This is a genomic window from Bacillus sp. UMB0728 (assembly GCF_002858875.1).
GTDB classification, from domain to species: domain Bacteria; phylum Bacillota; class Bacilli; order Bacillales; family Cytobacillaceae; genus Bacillus_AB; species Bacillus_AB infantis.
The window spans coordinates 630791-650298 of record NZ_PKLA01000001.1 but is presented as its reverse complement, the minus strand read 5'-3'; the positions used below and the strand labels follow the sequence as shown (position 1 = coordinate 650298).

17 protein-coding genes and 1 riboswitch are annotated in these 19508 nt (G+C 45.4%); of the genes, 12 read left to right on the top strand and 5 right to left on the bottom strand.

Annotated features, from left to right (window positions below):
- Nucleotides 1–96: 96 nt before the first annotated feature.
- From CYJ37_RS03210 to thiE, 4 genes are all read left to right on the top strand, one after another.
- A complete protein-coding gene (locus tag CYJ37_RS03210) occupies nt 97–5265 on the top strand; it encodes an ATP-binding sensor histidine kinase (protein ID WP_101547822.1) in 5169 nt (1722 codons plus the stop codon).
- A gap of 61 nt (nt 5266–5326) precedes the next feature.
- Nucleotides 5327–5440, top strand: a riboswitch (TPP riboswitch).
- Nucleotides 5441–5517: 77 nt separating this feature from the next.
- Nucleotides 5518–6333, top strand: a complete 816-nt coding sequence (gene thiM / locus CYJ37_RS03205) for a hydroxyethylthiazole kinase (RefSeq protein ID WP_050767298.1) — start codon at nt 5518–5520, stop codon at nt 6331–6333.
- On the top strand, nt 6334–7167 hold the full coding sequence (gene thiD / locus CYJ37_RS03200; protein WP_101547821.1) for a bifunctional hydroxymethylpyrimidine kinase/phosphomethylpyrimidine kinase: 834 nt from the start codon (nt 6334–6336) through the stop codon (nt 7165–7167).
- Entirely contained in the window at nt 7154–7807 is a 654-nt protein-coding gene (gene thiE / locus CYJ37_RS03195; RefSeq protein ID WP_094769516.1) for a thiamine phosphate synthase, read from the top strand. The genes thiD and thiE overlap by 14 nt, the downstream gene beginning before the upstream one ends.
- Before the next feature lie 39 nt (nt 7808–7846).
- Here thiE and CYJ37_RS03190 read toward each other — a convergent pair whose 3' ends face one another.
- Nucleotides 7847–8824: a quinone oxidoreductase family protein gene (locus tag CYJ37_RS03190; RefSeq protein WP_101547820.1), complete on the bottom strand. Its 978-nt coding sequence runs from the start codon at nt 8822–8824 to the stop codon at nt 7847–7849.
- A gap of 532 nt (nt 8825–9356) precedes the next feature.
- On the opposite strand from CYJ37_RS03190, the gene CYJ37_RS03185 reads away from it, so the two are divergent.
- The 5 genes from CYJ37_RS03185 (at nt 9357) to CYJ37_RS03165 (ending at nt 12653) form a co-directional block, all read left to right on the top strand.
- Entirely contained in the window at nt 9357–10040 is a 684-nt protein-coding gene (locus CYJ37_RS03185; RefSeq protein WP_101547819.1) for a M50 family metallopeptidase, read from the top strand.
- Between the two features lie 110 nt (nt 10041–10150).
- Entirely contained in the window at nt 10151–10426 is a 276-nt protein-coding gene (locus tag CYJ37_RS03180; RefSeq protein ID WP_009793652.1) for a hypothetical protein, read from the top strand.
- A 25-nt stretch (nt 10427–10451) separates the two neighbouring features.
- Nucleotides 10452–10784 carry an aminoacyl-tRNA hydrolase gene (locus tag CYJ37_RS03175; protein ID WP_022543897.1) on the top strand — a complete coding sequence of 111 codons (333 nt, stop codon included), beginning with the start codon at nt 10452–10454 and terminating at the stop codon, nt 10782–10784.
- A gap of 22 nt (nt 10785–10806) precedes the next feature.
- Entirely contained in the window at nt 10807–11397 is a 591-nt protein-coding gene (locus tag CYJ37_RS03170) for a hypothetical protein (RefSeq protein WP_009793654.1), read from the top strand.
- Between the two features lie 248 nt (nt 11398–11645).
- On the top strand, nt 11646–12653 hold the full coding sequence (locus CYJ37_RS03165; RefSeq protein WP_009793655.1) for a DUF3231 family protein: 1008 nt from the start codon (nt 11646–11648) through the stop codon (nt 12651–12653).
- An 819-nt stretch (nt 12654–13472) separates the two neighbouring features.
- On the opposite strand, the gene katA is transcribed toward CYJ37_RS03165, so the two are convergent.
- Complete coding sequence (katA, locus tag CYJ37_RS03160; protein ID WP_101547818.1) at nt 13473–14924, bottom strand: catalase KatA; 1452 nt, start codon at nt 14922–14924, stop codon at nt 13473–13475.
- 394 nt (nt 14925–15318) lie between these two features.
- Between katA and CYJ37_RS03155 the strand changes: the two genes are divergently transcribed.
- Nucleotides 15319–16137 (top strand): squalene/phytoene synthase family protein, encoded by an 819-nt coding sequence (locus CYJ37_RS03155; RefSeq protein ID WP_035402531.1) that lies wholly within the window; start codon nt 15319–15321, stop codon nt 16135–16137.
- 83 nt (nt 16138–16220) lie between these two features.
- Entirely contained in the window at nt 16221–17072 is an 852-nt protein-coding gene (locus tag CYJ37_RS03150; RefSeq protein WP_101547817.1) for an SDR family oxidoreductase, read from the top strand.
- Nucleotides 17073–17122: 50 nt separating this feature from the next.
- Here the strand turns inward: CYJ37_RS03150 and CYJ37_RS03145 are convergent, their stop codons facing one another.
- Complete coding sequence (locus tag CYJ37_RS03145; protein ID WP_009793660.1) at nt 17123–17539, bottom strand: VOC family protein; 417 nt, start codon at nt 17537–17539, stop codon at nt 17123–17125.
- Between the two features lie 84 nt (nt 17540–17623).
- Nucleotides 17624–18475, bottom strand: coding sequence for a VOC family protein (locus CYJ37_RS03140; RefSeq protein WP_101547816.1), 852 nt, complete (start codon nt 18473–18475; stop codon nt 17624–17626).
- A gap of 146 nt (nt 18476–18621) precedes the next feature.
- Between CYJ37_RS03140 and CYJ37_RS03135 the strand changes: the two genes are divergently transcribed.
- Nucleotides 18622–18945 carry a winged helix-turn-helix transcriptional regulator gene (locus tag CYJ37_RS03135; RefSeq protein ID WP_009793662.1) on the top strand — a complete coding sequence of 108 codons (324 nt, stop codon included), beginning with the start codon at nt 18622–18624 and terminating at the stop codon, nt 18943–18945.
- A gap of 144 nt (nt 18946–19089) precedes the next feature.
- On the opposite strand, the gene CYJ37_RS03130 is transcribed toward CYJ37_RS03135, so the two are convergent.
- Complete coding sequence (locus tag CYJ37_RS03130; protein ID WP_009793663.1) at nt 19090–19305, bottom strand: hypothetical protein; 216 nt, start codon at nt 19303–19305, stop codon at nt 19090–19092.
- Nucleotides 19306–19508 lie beyond the last annotated feature (203 nt).

The window sequence follows — 19508 nt, the reverse complement described above, 5'->3', positions numbered from 1 at the left end:
CCAGACCATTCTTCTCGTTGGCTATATTATAAAATGGAAAGTTAAAGTTTTATTAAAGCCGTATTAAAGTTTCGCTTAAATAAGAGGGTGACCATTATGATTGAGAACATTAATATACCTGGATACCAGCTGATTGCCGCAGAAACTGCAAATGAAGAATTTATCTTCCTGAAAGGCTACTCGGTCAAAGGCAGGGAGCAGGTGCTGATAAAGACATATAAAAACGATGTGCTGTCAGATATGGAGATTGCTGCTCTTGTTCACGAATACCAGCTTACAAAGGAAATGGAAGAAGACAGCATCCTAAAAGCAGAAGAGTTAATCATACACTTAAAAAAGCCATATCTGGTCTGCAAATACTTTCCTTGTATAACACTAAGTGAACTCAGCATCAAGAATGCCGATCTTACAGAGATGCTGGACATTTCAGCAAAACTGGCCGGGGCAATCCTGCAGGTACACCAGCAGCATATTATCCATAAATCGGTCAATCCGGGAAATATCCTTTTCAACCCCGTTGATGGCAGGATTAAAATTACTGGTTTCGGCCAGTCGACGCTATTAAAAGAAGAACATCCTTCCTTGAACGCTGCCAGCCTGGCCAATTTGGCTCATTTGCCTTACATATCCCCTGAACAGACTGGAAGATTGAACAGGCTAGTTGATTATCGTTCAGATTTCTACTCAGCAGGAATAGTACTTTACGAATTATTTACCGGTGAATTGCCTTTCAAGGCGAAGGAACCGCTTGAGCTTGTGTACGAGCATCTGGCAAAAAGTATGAAGAATCCCTGTGATTCAAATCCTGATCTTCCACCTGTAATTGCGTCAATCATCATGAAACTGCTTGAAAAAATGCCTGAAAATCGATACGGCAGCGCTTTCGGGATACGCGCCGATCTTCTCCGTGCCCTCGAAAATCTAAAGTCCGGGAAGCGGCAAGAAGTGTATCCACTTGGGAAAGACGATGATAGTATGCTGTTTGAACCCGGAAGGAAGCTGTATGGACGTGACAATGAAAAAGCACAAATCCTTCATGTTTTTGAGGAGGTCAGCCGGGGGGGTACAGGCGCCGTGTTCCTGCCAGGTTCACCGGGGATGGGAAAGACGGCTCTTGTACACGAGATCCAAAAGCCGCTCATCCGGGAAAAAGGCTATTTTGTTTCCGGAAAATATGACATGCTGCAAAGGCAGATGCCTTATGCCCCGATCATTGCAGCATTCCGTTCTCTTGTTCTCCAGGTAATGCTTGAGAGCGAAAGCCGCAGAGCGATGTGGGCATCTAAATTGAAGGACGGCTTTACCGGAAATTATGCGGTCCTTTTCTCAGTCCTTCCAGAGCTGGGCTTGCTTATGGGAGAGCAGGTTGAAGAAGGGCCAAATGGAGCCGACGCCCATCAGCAATTTTTGTTTCATATCCACCAGTTTATATGCCTGTTTGCAGATGAACAGCATCCGCTTGTTCTCTTTCTTGATGATCTTCAGTGGGCGGATATTGCTTCGCTTGAGCTGATCGAATATCTCCTGCTGAAGGGCATGATTCCCCACTTTATGCTTATTTGTGCATACAGGGACAACGAAACAGGGTCCAGGCATCCAGTAAGGAGGACACTTGCCAGGCTGGAAGAAGGAGCAGCAGAGATTCATCATATCCCGGTTCGCACGCTCAGTCAAAAGGAGATTTATGCATGGGTAGGAAATGCCCTGAGAGATGATGGGGAAACGGTTTTGGAACTCGGAGGGCTCTTACACAGGATAACCGGGGGCAACCCGCTGTTCATCAGCCAGCTTTTATTTTCATATTTTGAGGATGGCTTCATTACCAGGGATCCAGCAGAAAGAAAATGGAAAGCCGATATCGGAAAAATAATGGAAAGGCCAGTGGATGACGGAATATCCGGTTTTATGCTGGAGCGTTTCCAGAAGCTGCCTGAAAAAGCAAAAGAGGTTTTAAAGGCTGCCTCCTGCTTTGGCAACAGATTTGATTTCAAAACGCTTTCCCTCCTGTTCAAAGACCGTCCAGGGTGGCTCGCTGAATCTCTTTGGCTGGCCCTTGAATCTGGCTTTATTCTCCCTAGAGATCCTTTATATAAATATATTCATTCCAGCAGCTATGTGAATGCTATGCCAACAGAGTACAGCTTCCTCCACGATACCGTCCAGCAGGCAGTCTATCAGTCTATGAACCTGGAAGAACAGAATGCCTCCCATTTGAAAATCGGCAGGCTGCTTGTCGGCATGAAGGAGAATACACCGTCACGCCTTTTCCAGATTGTCCACCATTTGAATATCTGCAGCGAACAGCTTGAAATGAAAGAAAGAGCTCCGCTGGCAGAATGGAATGCCGCTGCAGGAGAACTTGCCAAGGATGCTGCTGCCTTTCGGGAAGCACTCTCTTATTTCCAGGCTGCACTTAAGCTCGCCGGGGAAGATTGGAACGGTAAATATGAACTGACTTTCCGCATATTCAAAGGTCTTGGTGAATGCTTTTATTTGACAGGAAAATTGGTTGAAGCTGAAAGAACCTTCGCTATAGTGCTTGAAAATGCAAAAACTGATTATGAGAAGTTATCAATTTATAATCTGCAAATCACTTTATTCACTCATATGCACAGGGTGAAAGAGGCGGTCAGCTCAGGAATAGAAGGCCTTAAGCTTTACGGAATCACTTTTGCACCAAGCATCGGCAAACATGCTATTGTGATGGAGTTTCTCCGTGCAAAATTTGCTTTAAGCAATAAATCACAAGAAGACATAATGTCCCTTCCTGAAATGGTGGACAGGGACAAAAGGCAAATCCTGCAGACGCTCATCAACCTGAACGCTCCATCCTACCATGCAGACCAGAATCTTGCCACCATGCTGATGCTGAAGGCACTGAACTACACGCTCAACAACGGATTAACCGACTTAAGTGCCCTTGTATTCAATAATTACAGCCTGATATTAAGCTCGGGATTCAGCGATTTCAAGGGCAGCTACGACTATGGCAGGCTGGCGATCAAACTGTCTCAGCATTTTGGTGTCACAGGCATTAAAGGCCGTGTGCAGTTTGTCTTTGGAAGCTTTGTCAGCCACTGGAGACACCCGATTTCAGAAAATCTCCACCACCTCACGGATTCACAGAGATACTGCCTGGATGCAGGAAATATCCATCTTGCCGGTGCTAATAGTTCATTCATCGTCATCACATTATTTATGAAAGGATCGCCGCTTGAAGAGGCGCTGGATGGGATCCGGAATCAGATCATGTTCGTCAATAGGATTCAATATCCTATTTCAATCGGTTTTTTGACGGAGATGGAGGAATGGGTCCTCTATTTGAAGAAGGAAAAAGAGAGTCATGACTGGACCTTTACTCCTGTGCTCGATGATGACTCTGCAAAAATCATCCATTATACGATCCGGCTGCAGATGAGCTATCTTTTTCAGAAAACTGAATATGCCGATGAACTGATTCAGAAACTGGCACCGCTTATCAGCAAAAGGCTGACGCTTGTCATTGTCCCTGAATACCATTTCTATCATGGTTTATGGCTTGTCCGTTTTTATGAACATGAAAAGCAGAAAAAGAAAAAAGCTCTTCATTTGGCTAAACTGAAGGACTCTATATCAAAAATGAAACGCTGGGCAGCTCTTTCCCCGTCGAATTTCCGTCATAAATACTTGCTTTTAAAAGCAGAATACCGAAGGATTGCCAAGAGGGATTCCAATCTTTTTAATATTTATGATGAAAGCATTCAGGAAGCCGAAAAGAACGGCTTCCTGCAGGATGCTGCCCTTGCAAATGAATGTGCAGGCCGATACTTTTCTGCGCAGGGATATAGCAGGATGGCAAGTTCCTTTTTCTCAGAAGCTTTTAAATGCTATCGCCTTTGGGGTGCAGAAGCCAAGGCTGATGATCTTCGGAAGAAGGTTAAAATTTCCTTACCGAAGGAACCGGAAACCAGTCATTCCATTCAGTTTGATGAGTATGCCCTTGTTTCCGCCGCCCAGAGCATATCCAGGGAAGTAGTGCTTGAAAATCTGCTGGCCCGGCTAATGGAGGTTACCATGCATTACAGCGGAGCAGACAGGGGGATTCTGCTCTTTAAACGGGATGGAATTTGGACGATCGGGGAGTATGCCGGTGGGGGTGAACGGCCAAAACGCTTCGAGCCGGTCCAAGGAAGAGAAATGCTGTCCGAACAGGCAATAGAACTTGCAGAGCTGAGCAGAGAAGGAATCATTCTTGATTATGCCTGTGAAAACAGTCTGATTTCAGGGGATCCTTATGTCAAAAGGATCCTGCTGAAGTCGCTCATTTGCCTGCCGATCCTGAATAAGGGTGAAGTAAAGGGTATGATGTACCTGGAAAACAACCAGATTTCGCATGCATTCACAAAAGAAAATCTCCGGGTTCTTGAATTGATTGCCTCTCAGGCAGCCATATCTTTGGAAAATGCAGATCTGTATGAGAGGATGGAAGCAAGGGTTGCCCGGCGGACCGAAGAGCTGAATGAAGCAAATATCCGCCTGGAGAGGGCCAATAAAGAACTCGACCGCTCAAGGCAGGCAAAGAACACTATATTATCAGACATCTCTCATGATTTAAGGTCTCCGCTTGCTGCCGTTAAGGGCTATATAGAAGCTGTGCAGGAGGGTATTGCCGAATCAGAAGAGCAAAAAAGAGAATTTCTTCAGCGAAGTGTCAGCCGCCTGAATGAACTGAATGTCCTGATCCGCGACTTGTTTGATCTTTCCCGTATGGAGGCTGGCCAAATACGGTTTGAGATGGATTATTTGCCCCTTGGCCAGATGCTGGTCAATATTAGGAAGCAATTTAAATTTGAAGCCGAAAAGAAAGGACTTTATTTTGTCCTGGATCTGGAAAACACGAATGTTGAGAATGTTCCGTTGGTGGAGGCAGATCCCGCCCGTCTGCTGCAGGCCTTCTCCAATCTGGTCTCAAACAGCATCAGGCATACAGAGACTGGCGGTTTGATCCTTAGCGCCAGGCTTGCATCCCAGGGCGGAAGTGTCAGGATATGCCTGTCAGATACCGGCAGCGGCATCCCGGCTGCAAGGCTTCCATTTATTTTTGACAGAAACTATACCAAGGCAAGCAGTAACAGCAGGACGGCCGGAAATGGCATCGGACTTTCGATTACAAGGGAAATCATCGCAAGGCATAATGGTAAAATTTGGGCTGAGAGCAATGAAGGAGAAGGGACTTCCGTTTTCATTGAACTGCCAATCTACCATTTTGCCGCAGAAATGGTTTAGTAAATGATTATCGCTTTACGCCGGGGACAAAAAAAGATACTATGTAATTGTCAATCTAATAAGCAACTACTGGGGGTGCCTGCGGAAAGCAGGCTGAGAGAAAAACTGGCCCGTTTTTTAACCCTTTGGACCTGATCTGGATGATGCCAGCGTAGGAAAGTAGCGAAGTGGAACTATTTGCTATATTTTTATGCACAATTGCCAGGTCCTTTTCAGGGCCTGGCTTTTTTGCTGCTGAAAGGAGAAAAGGGAATGAATACAATAGAGATAGCAGTGATGCTGGAAAAGCTTAGGGCTGAAAAGCCGCTTGTACATAATATCACCAATATGGTTGTCACCAATTTTACCGCTAACGGCCTGCTGGCGCTGGGGGCATCGCCTGTCATGGCTCATGCTGCAGAAGAAGCTGCCGATATGGCCGGCATTGCAGGGGCGCTGGTCCTGAACATCGGCACTCTTACTTCCCCTGTGGTAAAATCTATGAAACTTGCCGGAGAATCAGCGGGCAGAAACTCAGTGCCGATCATCCTTGATCCGGTCGGGGCAGGTGCAACAGCTTACAGGACCGAAACAGGCAGAAACCTTCTCGAAGAGCTGCCGATCTCCATTTTGCGCGGCAATGCTGCCGAAATATCTCACCTTGCCGGAAAAGGAGGAGAAATTAAAGGTGTTGACGGCGGGGAAGCCGGCAACCCGGAAGAGACAGCCCTTCTTGCTGCAAAACTGTTCAACACCGTAACTGTTATTACAGGGAAGGAGGACATCATTTCTGATGGAATAACAGTTGTCCGGATCAGTGGCGGAAGCAGCCTCCTTACGAAAGTTACAGGAACGGGCTGCCTGCTGTCATCGGTGATAGGCGCTTTCCATGCAATTGAATCAGACTCACTGAAAGCCGCGGCGGCTGCGCTGGCTGTATACTCTGCAGCGGCAGAAATGGCTGCAGAAGCAGCGGGAAACAAAGGACCTGGAACCTTTCAAATAGAGCTGCTTAACAGCCTTGCCCTGCTTAAGGGTGAGGATCTTGAAAACAGGACGGACATTACTGTCCTCAAAGGAGAAATATAAATGAATATTAACAAAGCATTGACAATAGCGGGTTCGGACAGTGGAGGCGGAGCCGGAATCCAGGCTGACCTTAAGACCTTCCAGGAACTTGGTGTCTATGGCATGACAGCACTGACAGCAATCACCGCTCAGAATACCACTGGCGTGCAGGCGGTCTTCCCGATGACGGCCGAAGCTGTAGGTAAACAGATAGAGAGCATTGGAAGCGACATGGGGACGGATGCTTTAAAAACGGGCATGCTTTTTGATGCAGACATCATTAAAGCTGTTTCTGCTGTTATCAGCCATTATCAATGGACAAAGGTGGTCGTCGATCCTGTGATGATTGCCAAGGGAGGGGCTAGCCTCCTGCAGGAAAGCGCCATGGCAGCCCTGAAGGAACATTTACTCCCGCTCGCACTAATCATCACCCCTAATATTCCTGAAGCAGAAGCAATAACCGGCATGAAAATCTCTTCTTTAGCCGAACGGAAAGAAGCAGCCAGGAGATTATGTGCGCTCGGCGCTCACAATGTAGTCATTAAAGGGGGGCATGAAACAGGAAATCAAGAAGCTGCTGCTGATTTGCTTTTTGATGGAAGCAGCTTTGATGTGTTTGAAGGCAGGAGGGTGGATACAGTCAATACCCATGGGACCGGCTGCACCTTTTCAGCAGCAATCACGGCAGGACTGGCGAAGGGGCTTTCTGTAAAGGAGAGTGTCCGGCTTGGAAAAGACTTCATCCAGGCAGCCATCGAAGATGATCTTCTCCTTGGGAGCGGCCACGGCCCGACAAACCACTGGGCATATAACAATAGACAGAAAGCAGAGGGCTTGGCATATGGCGCGAATTGACAGTCAAAGAATGAAAGAGCTGTTAAAGGTCTATTTTATCATGGGAAGCACGAACTGCACTAAGAATCCGGATATGGTTATGAAAGAGGCGATTAAAGGCGGGATCTCCCTTTTTCAGTACAGGGAGAAAGGGGCAGGATGTCTTGGCAGGCAAGAAAAATACGTGCTTGCAGAGCAGCTTCAGCGGATGTGCAGGACAGGGGGCATTCCTTTTATCATCAACGATGACATAGAACTGGCATGTGAAATCGGCGCAGACGGCGTCCATATTGGGCAGGAGGACGAGCCGGCCGAAGCAGTACGGGAGAAAATCGGGGATAAGATTTTGGGGGTATCTGCCCATACACTTGTGGAAGCGAACGAAGCTGTCAGGGCTGGCGCAGATTATCTGGGTCTTGGCCCCATCTATCCGACGTCAACAAAAGCAGATGCCAAGGCGGTTCAGGGAATGGCTCTCATACAGGAATTGAGAGAGTCTGCTATCACAATACCAGTTGTAGGAATAGGCGGAATCACACCGCACAATGCACGTGCTGTTATTCTGGCCGGGGCAGACGGCGTTTCTGTCATAACAAGCATCAGCCAGGCTGCAGATATAAAGGAAGCTGCTGCAAGCCTTAAAAGAAGTGTGACGATATAGAAGATTCATAGCCTGCAAATAGGTGCAGGCTATGAATCTTTAGTCTATTATCAGGACAGTTTTCCCCAGGCTCTGCCTGCTCTCTATCCTGGTATGGGCCTCCGCTGCCTCAGACAAGCTGAAAGTTTCTCCAATTTTCATGCTGAGCCGGCCGGTTTCCAGCAAACCGATAATTTTTCCAGCTGAAGCCCTTACAAGATGCGGCCTCTTTTTGCGCACCGTCCCAAAGCTGAAGCCAAGGAGGGAGCGGCAGCTGCTGTGAAGATCATTTGTCTCTACAGTTCCGGCATTTCCCGAAGCATTGCCGAAATTGACAAGCCTTCCAAAAGGTGCAAGGCAATCCAGACTTTTTTCTGTCACTGTACCGGCAACAGAATCAAGGATCACATCAGCCCCTTTACCTTCTGTCCATTCCATTACTTTTGCAGGAAAATCTTCGATTGTATAACACACTCCGTAATCGGATCCTGCTTCCAAGGCATATGCTGTTTTTTCAGGGGAACCAGCCGTTGTGATTACTTTTCCAGCGCCAAGTATCCTGGCAAGCTGAATGGCTGTAGTCCCGACTCCGCCAGCGCCGGCATGCACTAGTACGGTTTCTCCTTGCTGGATTCGTGCTATATCTTCAAGCAGCTTAAGTGACGTTATTCCGGCAATCGGGCATGCTGCAGCCTGTATATCTGAAATGCTTTTCGGGATGGGGAAGGTCAGCATGGCTGGGGCAAGGGCATATTCGGCATAAGATCCTTTAGAAGGAAACGCAATTACCCGCTGACCTGGAATAAGACCTTCCACACCGTTCCCTAAAGCTTCTATCGTGCCGGTACAGTCTATACCCGGGATATAAGGGAGTGGACCGCCTCCTTTTTTTCCGTATCTCGTCTTGATATCGGCAAAATTCACACTGGCCGCCTTCACTTTTATCAGAACTTCCCCTGCAGCAGGCACCGGCCTTTCAGCTTCTGCCAGAATCATATTCTCTGGGCCGCCATACGCTGTAACATGTATCGCCTTCATAATAAACCTCCTTATGTATCTGCTATTATCTATTTTAACTTTTGAAAAGAAAGTGAGGAATGATCAGAATATTATAGTTAATCATAAGAAAAACTTATGTAACTAGATGACAAAATGAAGGGATTTCGGGGGAAAGTTATTTATTTTCTTATAGAAGTAAGTGAAATATTTTTAGTACAGCCAATCCAGCCGTGGAGGAACTACCCAGTTTATCACTGAAAACTAGCCAACAAAATTATTAAACCCTGTTGATTGCAGTGGAGGCACGCAGACTCCTGCGGGAGATAGCGGCAAGGCTGAGACCCCGCAAGAGCTTGCTCTGAGGAGGCTCAGCGTCGCCCCGCGGAAAGCGAAGTGCCTGGTACGGAAATCAGCAGCCTGCATGGAAAATCAGACTTAAAATAAGGCTGCAGGCAAAGTGGTTTATATAGTTAGCATTTTTTAGAGACTTAAAAAGTAATAGCCACAAAAGCTTTTTAAGGTTATATCCGGTATAATTTTCTCTAAGAATACCAGGAAAAGAGGACTAAGGATGAATTTTATTCGCAGCAAATTCAGCTGGCGGTTTTTTATATTTTTAATACTGGCCTCCCTTATTACAAGAATGCCGGTCATCGGCGACTATTCCGGCATCATCAATACGCTCATCCACGAATCCGGCCATGCGCTTGTAGCCCTGTTCGGGGGAGAAGTCCATCATATCTCCCTTTTTGCCAATACAGAAGGTGTCACATACACAAGACATTCTAATTGGTTCGGGGGAGTGTTTACTGGAGCTGCCGGATATGTTTTTTCATCTTTTATGGCTTTTATCGCCTTTTGGCTGCTGGGGAAGAAAAAGGACAAAGTGCTGATTCTGATTCTGCTCGGCTTTATCATTCTTAACCTGGTTTTCTGGGTGCGGAATGCTTACGGGATCTTCTGGCTGATTTCTTTTGGTGCCGGCTTTGCTTTTCTTTTAAAGAAAGGAAGCCCTTCGCTCATACAAAATGTCCTGCTCCTGATCGCATCGATCATGCTCGTTGAATCCGTCACAAGTGCCTTTGAGATCATGCTGCTGAGCTTGATGTCTCCTCAGGCAGCAGGGGATGCAACCAATCTTTCTGCTTCTCTTTTGCTTCCTGCACAAGTATTTGGGACCTTGTTCTTCCTGCAGGCGATTTGGTTCTGTTATTTGTCCATAAAAAAAGGCATATTTAAATTAAGCCGCTATTAAAAAAAGAATTTCTTATCTGGACAGAATTTCACATATGCATTACTATGAGAAAACAAGGAAACTTACAAAATCAACCAGTTAAAAACCATCTGAAAAAAAGTGGAGGACCTATGAAACTGACGACTGTTATTAATCCCGCTATCCTTGTCTCGTCAGGGCTGGCTGCTGCTTTTGCTTATGAAAATATCCAGCCGCATTCCTTGAAGACCTTATCCATCTTCGTCACCATCGGGTTCATCCTGCTATTAACCGACTTTGCTCTGAAAAAGCTGTCTTTGGATAAAAAGGAAATACGCATGGAAACTGGCGTCTGGCTGATCATTGCCATTTTCGTTGGCCCGCTGGCAGTCTCTTTAATCATGGATGTATTTGGAGCTGGAATATAACTAAACGAAATAAATGAGGGTCAATATGAAACAAATTGTGCAATATTATGTGATTAACTCTGACTTAAAAATGTCTGCCGGGAAAGCTGCTGCCCAGGCTGCCCATGCAGCAGCCATAAGTGTGCTCACTTATATGGAAGAACCACTTTTCAAAGAATGGCTGATGAGCGGACAAACAAAAATTATGCTCTCCGGCCGTGAAGCAGAGCTCAAGAAACTTGAAGAGAAAGGCTATGTAACAATCAAAGATGCCGGAAGGACAGAGGTTGCTCCCGGAAGCCTCACTGCATCAGCCCTGCCGCCTATGGATAAAGAAGAAGCCAAAATGATCGTCGGGCATCTTCGGCTGTATAAATAAGCTTATATATAGGGAGGTTCTTATGAAAACCATCGTCAGGGCCTTAACTGTTCTTCTTGCTCTATTCATTTTAAACGAAGGAGAAGAGGCTCTCGCTGCACCCGATCCAGCTGAAGTGGAAGAAATGAAGCTTCAGGCTCCATTGCATATCGTTGGCAAGGTGGAAAAAGATGCGTTCTTTCAGGATTTGCCAAACGAAAAATTTCTCCAGATCAGGAAAATGACCCTTTTACCCTCAGAAGTAATAAAAGCGCCCGGAAGCTTTGACCAGGACGTAGCCTTAGAGGTTTATTATCATTATATTCCTTCCTGGATGGCTGACCAATTCACCGGTCCTGCACCGATGGATATCGCAAAGGGGGATATAATAGAAATTTGGCTCGAAGAAGGCAAGAATGGATGGGAGCCTGTCATGTCCGGCTCGACTGTCAAACATGTTCAATATAGGGATGAACGTGAGGAAGCAGTAAAAGAGCCTCTCATTCACAAAATAAAAAGGCTTGCTGAAAATGTTTTCAGAGAAAGCAGTTTTTTAACGGCACTGTTGTTTATTATTCTGCTGCTCGCCATCACTTTTTTATCCAGAAAGGTTCCAGCAGGTAAATTTAAATAATACAGTGGAACAAGCTGGTCAGAATTTAAATTTCAGAGAAAACATCTGATTAAATCATTAAATATAATCCCAAAGGCAGCGCCCGGAATCTTCCCGGGCGTTTTTTATATGCAAACTTGAGCAAAATTCAATGGTAAAAGATTTCTGCTGACTCAATTTAAATATAATGATTCCCAATTTAATTCCATATTACTGTAATTTCTTTCAACCATTCGCACATACTACCATTATCAAAGGAGGATCGGAAGATGGAATTACATCATGACCCAAGGCTGACCAGTGCTGAAATAGCTTACTTGTGGAACACTTATATGGACGACAGCGCAACCATCTGTTTGATATATCATTTTTTCCAGCGAGTGGACGACCAGGATATCAAGGCTTGCCTGGAGCATACCATCCAATTGGCGGAAAGCCATATGGAAAGAGTGGCACAGCTGTTTGCCAAGGAAAATATTCCGGTGCCCCGTGCCTTTCCGGCTGACCAGCATGTTAACCTGAATGCTGCCCGCCTATATACCGATATGTTTTATTGTGATGTCATGCTTAATGCAGCAAGGTTTGCAGTCCTTTCCCATACCATGGGCCTGAACATTTCTTCCAGAGAAGATGTTTTCATACTCTATTCTGAATTCTATGAGGAAGCTAACCATGTGCTGAAAGAGATTCTTGATACCATGAAAGGGAAGGGGATATTTGTGCGGCCTCCTTATATCCCATATCCAGACAAGCTTGATATCGTAGAAAAACATAGCTTTGTCAAGGGGTGGATGGGAAAAAGAAGGCCGCTTCTTGCCATCGAAGCCGCCCAGCTGTTTGATAACGGCATCACCAACCAGATGGGCAAGGAGCTGCTTACAGGGTTCATCCAAACCGTAAGAGACCCGCAAATAAAAGAATATTTCATAAGGGGCAGGGAACTTGCTTCAGAATTTGTTTCTAAAGTACAGAGCCTGCTTGAAGAGGACCTGGTGCCAAATGGGATGACCTGGGACTCGAAAGTAACAAAATCTACTGATGCTCCGTATTCAGATCAATTGATGCTTTTCCTGGTTTCTACTCTCAATGCCTTGGGGGTGGCACGCTACGGGCAGGCACTGTCCATGACACTGAGGAGGGATGTTGCGTCTTATTATATGAGATGCTTTGCAGATACAACAGCCTATTCAGAGGACGGACTTGACCTGCTTATCCAAAACAAATGGTTCGAACAGCCGCCGCCATGTCCAGAAAGAGATGAACTTGCCGGGAAATGATCTGCTGGTCTTGATTACATCTTTTAAAGTTTCGGCGGTGCCCTGCATAAAATTAGCCAGCCAATAAAAGAGCACTATTTATCGTGCTTCTATTGGCTGGCCCGGCATTCAGGAAATTCTATGATCATCATATTAAAACACCATTCTTCGTATTAATTCTTCGCCCTCAGCCGGCTGCCGCACTTGCAGATTATGCTGTGCTTCAATTGTTTTTCAGCTGTCTGGCATTTAGGGCATATCTTCTTAATCATTAATTTCACCTTCTCATTCAGCATTGATTATTCTGAGACAAGTGCATCTTCACATTCCTTGCATGTTCCGAAGAAGGGGCGGTTCCATAAGGAAGTTCGTCCAAATCTGCAGTTCCACATACAATTCAAGATCATGATAGATTGTCGCCAGAGGCTCATTTCGTGGATTTACTCTCCTGTGGATGGTTATATTGCTTCAGCAGCTTGTACGAATGACCATTCTTTAAGAAGCAATTCACAATCCGGTCTTTTGACCAGCAAGCCTTAAAATAAGCGTAGATTCTCCGGTTAGGCTGCTGACTATAACTCTGGCGGGTGTAAAAAGCGGAGGATTTCCGATAAAGCAGAGCGAAGTTGCCCATTTTCAAGTTTTTCAGCTGATAGCCGGAATGACTCCACTTATTTTCAACCTGTGGATTTCCTTATTCAGTTATGAATGGCAAAATAACAGCCATTCATGCGATGAGCCTTTTCATAAAATAATTACAGGCACCGGCCGAAGCAGGTGCCTGTAATTGAGAATATTGTCGATTATTGAGAATAGAGAAGGGCAGATTCAGACAAGGATTTATGCTTTTACAGGCACCTGCAGGCCCAGTCCTTCTGCTACTTTAGTTCCATATTCAGGATCTGCTTTAAAGAAATGCTCAATTTGGTGAAGTTTGATTTCATCGCTCTCAACAGGCTTCATGGCACCGACGATATTTTCCACAAGACGGGAACGCTCTTCTTCACTCATAAGCCGGTAAAGATCTCCAGCTTGTGTGTAATGATCATTATGGTCGTAAGAAACGCTGTCCGCAGCACCTGTTACGGCAAAAGGAGCGGGCTTATTTTCCGGTGTTTCTTTAGGGCCTCCGAAGCTGTTTGGCTCATAGTAGACTGATCCGCCGCCATTTGAGTCAAAACGCATCTGGCCGTCGCGCTGATAATTATTCACTTCATTCCGGGCACGGTTGATCGGCAGTGCCTGATGATTCGCACCTACACGGTAGCGGTGTGCATCATGGTAAGCGAACAGGCGCCCCTGCAGCATTTTATCAGGAGAAACATCAACACCCGGGACAAGAGTGCCAGGAGAGAAGGTTGCCTGCTCGACTTCCGCAAAATAGTTTTCAGGATTTTTGTTCAATACCATCCGGCCTACCTCGATAAGAGGATAATCCTTCTGGGACCACACTTTCGTTACGTCAAACGGATCAAAACGGTATGTTTCAGCATCTTTTTCCGGCATGATCTGCACGCAAAGCTTCCATGAAGGATAATCACCATTTTCAATCGCATTGAAGAGATCCTCAGTATGGTAGTCGGGATTTTCCCCGGCTATTTTCGCAGCAGCTTCAGGCGCCAGGTTTTTAACACCCTGCTCAGTCTTGAAGTGGTATTTGATCCAGACACCTTCGCCTTTCTGGTTGACCCATTTGAAGGTATGGCTTCCGAAACCGTGCATATGCCTTAATGTAGCAGGGATGCCGCGGTCAGACATCAGGATGGTTACCTGATGAAGGCTTTCAGGTGAAAGGGACCAGAAATCCCAGACAGCATTCGGATTCTTCAGATGTGTCTGCGGATGACGCTTTTGCGTATGGATGAAATCAGGAAATTTAATCGCATCCCGGATAAAGAAAACAGGTGTGTTATTGCCGACGATGTCATAATTGCCTTCCTCTGTATAAAATTTCACAGCGAAACCGCGCGGGTCACGGACTGTATCTGCTGAACCGAGCTCCCCCGCTACAGTGGAGAAACGGATAAACAGCGGAGTGCGCTTGCCGACTTCAGAAAGGAATGAAGCCTTTGTATATGTAGTCAGGTCATTTGTGACTTCAAAATAGCCATGCGCACCTGCTCCTTTGGCGTGGACCACACGCTCAGGTACACGTTCACGGTTAAAATGGGCCAGTTTTTCAAGAAGATGTACATCCTGAATAAGGGTCGGCCCGCGGGATCCAGCCGTCATTGAATTTTGATTGTCGCCAACAGGGGCGCCCCAGCTTGTAGTCAGTTTATTATTTGTCATCAAAACATCACCTCTTAGTTTAATAGATTGCTTGTTCCATGTAATCAATGATATCACTTCTCAATAAAAAATCAATACTTTTTTATAATAATTATTAATAAGTAAGAGATTTAAAGAGATAGACATTTAAATGTTTTAACAAGATATCTATTTCGCTTAAAATATCTTTATGCCAAAATGGAAGAGCTCATTACTTTATGGGCTTTTTCCACCCGTTTCCTTCAATAGTACATGTGGGTTACTATCCTGCATAAAGGGGTATTAGCCAGGAATGTATGATAAAATTCCTGCCTTTCAGCCAATATTTTGATTGGGAAGTATTATTACATAACAAAAAGATGATTTTATGGTAGGATTTAAGATAGATATTTCTATTATGAAGGGAACATTGGATATGAATGACACTGCCAAGCTACATGAAGAAGCCTATGAAATGCTGAAAGAGACAAGCCGGACCTTTTTGATCCCGATCAGTTATCTGTCCCCGGGCCTGAAGGAAACCGTTTCATCCGCTTATTTATGCATGAGGGCTATAGATGAGATTGAAGACCATCCCGAACTTGAAGCGGAGTCAAAGGACCACCTTTTGCGTTCAATCAGTGAATTGCTGAAGAAGCCTGTAAATGCCGAGGATATGAAATCCCTTTTCAAGCCGTATAAATCCAAGCTGCCTGAAGTGACATTGCGCCTGTATGACTGGATCAGGCTTTGTCCAGCAAGCATCAAAGAAAAGGTTCTTGATTCTACCAGCACAATGGCAAAGGGCATGGCTGACTGGACGATGAAGGGCTGGAATATCAGGGACGAAAAAGATCTCGATGACTATACCTTTTATGTGGCGGGCCTTGTCGGCGTCATGCTTTCCGACATTTGGAAATGGCATGATAATACAGAAACGAAAAAGGACCTGGCGATTGCATTTGGCCGCGGTCTCCAATCTGTCAATATCCTCCGCAACAAAATCGAAGATAAAGAGCGGGGCGTTAGCTTTTATCCCGATGGCTGGGACAATGACCAGATGTTCAGTTACGCCCGCAGGAATCTTGCACTTGCAGATGCATATATAAAAGATATCAAGTCTGCCCCGATCCTGAATTTCTGCAGGATTCCGCTTGCACTTGCACATGGGACCCTTTCTGCCTTGTCAGAAGGCAAGGAAAAGATGAATCGCGAAAGTGTAAATGCAACGGTCAAACAAGTGGTCGCAGAATAGACAATAAAAAAATCCGGCCGGCCTGGCCGGATTTTTTTTGCTGTGCTCTAATCTAAGTGTACCGAAGGAAAGGATGAAAGAGAATGAACGGGAAAAAGAATGCCATTGTTACAGGGGCATCCAGGGGATTCGGGCTTCTAATTTCCATTGAGCTCGCAAAAATGGGCTATAGCGTGACAGCTGCAATGAGGGACAAGTCCAGCTCTGCAGAACTGCTGAAACAGGCTGAAAAGGCAGGGGCAGTGGATAATATAAACTTGCATGAGCTCGACGTAGCTTCAGATGAATCTATTCTCCGGTTCCGCACCTACCTGGAGGGTCTTGGCTCAGTTGATCTCCTGGTTAATAATGCTGGATTTGCCGGTGCAGGGTTTGCAGAGGAAGTTGAACTTGCTGAATATAGGAGCCAGTTTGAAACCAATGTATTTGGCGTTTTTGCTGTTACTCAGGCTGTCCTTCCTTATATGCGTGAACAAAAGAGGGGAAGGATCATCACCATCAGCAGCATCAGCGGAAAAATGGGTTTTCCGGGATTGTCTCCCTATGTCGCCTCCAAACATGCAGTCGAAGGGTGGGCTGAAAGCCTCCGACTTGAAATGAAGCCCTTTAATGTTGATGTTGTTCTCATTGAACCTGGTTCATACAATACAGGCATCTGGTCAACAGGTAAAAAGGTTTCTAGTCGGTCTCTTCAGCCAGATTCTCCTTATTATGCATACTATTCACAGCTTGAAAATTATTTAAATAAAAGCTCTGAAAAATACGGAGATCCCGCAGAAGTGGCCGAGCTGTGCGGGAAAATTGCCGGGAGAAAGAATACAAGGCTGAGGTACCCAGTAGGAAAGGGAACAGCTTACACGCTGAAGCTGAAAGACAGGATAGGATGGCGGAATTGGGAAAGGCTGTTCTGGCGAATTCTGGCAAACAATAAATAAGTTGACTAGAAATGTATTATGTAAACTGCATATCCAGCCCAGCTTCACATCTAAGCTGGACCTGCAGCATTCCAATCATCCTGTATAGAAAAAATCACTTGGCTTTTGAGTTTTTCATTTAAATATTCATATAACCCAATTTTGTTCATCCAGGGATCATTAATGGTGCACCAGCGGGTTTGCATGCTTTGCTCGGTTTTGATCTGAAGATCGTCAACCTCAATGCCGATTTCTTTCTTCAGGCGTTTTAGCTCGGTTTCAAGATTGTATACCCCTAAACGGAGCAGGCTGTTCTTTGAATCAGGCTGTCCCTGGACCAGCCTGAAACCGCAGCCGGGAGCAACAGACCATTCTGCAAAGCCGCCATCCCGCAGCAGATCCGGTTTTCTATTGAAAAAAGGACTGTACCAAACGATTCCTTCATTAAGTTCGGGAATTTTAATCTCTGCTATCATTTCATAAATCATTCCAGCTTCCTCCTAATCTCTGGGATAAGAGCTGAGTGAAAAAGAAACGCAGGCTAACAATAATATTTCATTTTTTTAACCCAATTAGAGTGATAATATAATCCTATTCCCTGAAGGATCTGCAGTTAAAACCAACTCTCCTTGAATTTCAGCATTTTGGCCCAGCTTCCTGATCCTTTCTGCTGCTGCTCTGATTGATTTTGTATCGGGATAGAGCAATTTAAAATCTTTCATACCTGGAGCATTTTCTCTGGCCGGCGGTGCACCAATCCCATTCCATGTGTTAATGCCAATATGATGATGATAGTTCCCTGTGGAAAGAAAGAGAGCCTGCCCGCCGTATTCAGCTGCAATATTGAAGCCCAGCCCCTTTACATAAAACTCTTCAGCTGCTTTCAGATCCGACACATGCAGATGAATATGGCCCATGATGGTATCTCCCGGAATTCCTTTCCAAGGCATCTTTTCTTCCATGGCGAGGAGCTCCCCGGCATGCAGTGCAGCAGTGTCCATCCTGACCATTCCGCCTTCCCAGGTCCAGGATTCTGTGGGCCGGTCCGCGTATATCTCAATCCCATTTCCGTCAGGGTCGGCCAGATAAATCGCTTCACTGACAAGATGGTCGGAAGCACCCTGCAAAGGCCAGCCGGTCTGGATCAGATGTGCCAGTGCTGACGCGAGAGATGGGCGGTCCGGGAGCAGGAGGGCGAAATGGTAGAGGCCTGCAGACCTGGCTGACTTTTGTTCTATAGCTGGCGGCTGCACCAGTACAATCAGAACTGTTTTACCGTCAGCAGTAAGTTCAGCACTTCCTGTATCCTCCCGCAGCACTTTTAACCCGATTATTTCTTTATAAAAAAGAATCGATCTTTCAAGGTCACTGACCTTGAGTGTTATTTGGGAAGCATAAGTGAGTGGTGCTTCATGGAAATTCATAATAGTAGCTCCTTTGTAATCTACTTACTTTATGTAAGTTAGTGTATGAAAATAACTTCATTCAGTCAAGAAGAATGCCATACGAAAAGCAAAAATTTTATAATTGTTTTTTTTTATGTATACTGTAGCTATAGGAGTGAATTCAGATGAACGCTTCAAAGATTTGCCCCAGATTTGAAAAGGCTATGAGCATACTCAGCCAGAGGTGGACAGGGCTGATCATATATCAGCTTTCACAAGGGCCGCAAAGATTCTGCACTATAGAATCTTCTATTTCTATAAGCGGCAGAGTTTTGTCTGAGCGGCTGAAGGATTTGGAGAAGCAAGGTGTAGTCCATCGGCAGGTATTTCCGGAAAAACCCGTCAGGATAGAATACTCGCTGACCCAAAAAGGGGAGGCGCTTAAACCAGTACTCTATGAAATTGAACAATGGTCTCAGAATTGGATAGAGGAAACCGGGGGCGAATAAAAGCCATGCTTAACCGCATGGCTTTTATTAAATGGAGTATAGATCATAGTAAACTCAGCAATTGGCTGTTTTCTATTTTTCAGCAGAAGAGAGGAAAAGCATGGACCAAGCATATCGATGCCTGTCCCAAATTCAGCTAGACCGCTAAAACTGCCTGTTTTCCTCCCAGGCTGAATAAAGCCCGCTTCCGCTGCAGCCAGGGCATTCTAGTGAATTGGTATAATACACATATTCATTTGCATGGAACGCATTGAACCCGCGGCCAAAGCAGTCAGGGCATTTGTCGACCGCCCGCATCCCGGCAATCCGGTTTTCTTCCCTTGCAGCCAGCCAGTCCTGGAAGGATTGTAGAAGACCCATGCTGTTCACCTCCTTTTCTTTACATATTGTTATAGCATCGGCATGTTTTTATACCTTATTTTTCTATATTATATTCAGAATATTTAGAAATGTTAAGGGATTTTTGTATTTTACATAAAAAATTACTTGTCAGCACATTCATTTTTGCCTCAATTCGAAAAAGGAGGTAGTATGCTGATAGGGATTGGATACCCAATCTTGAT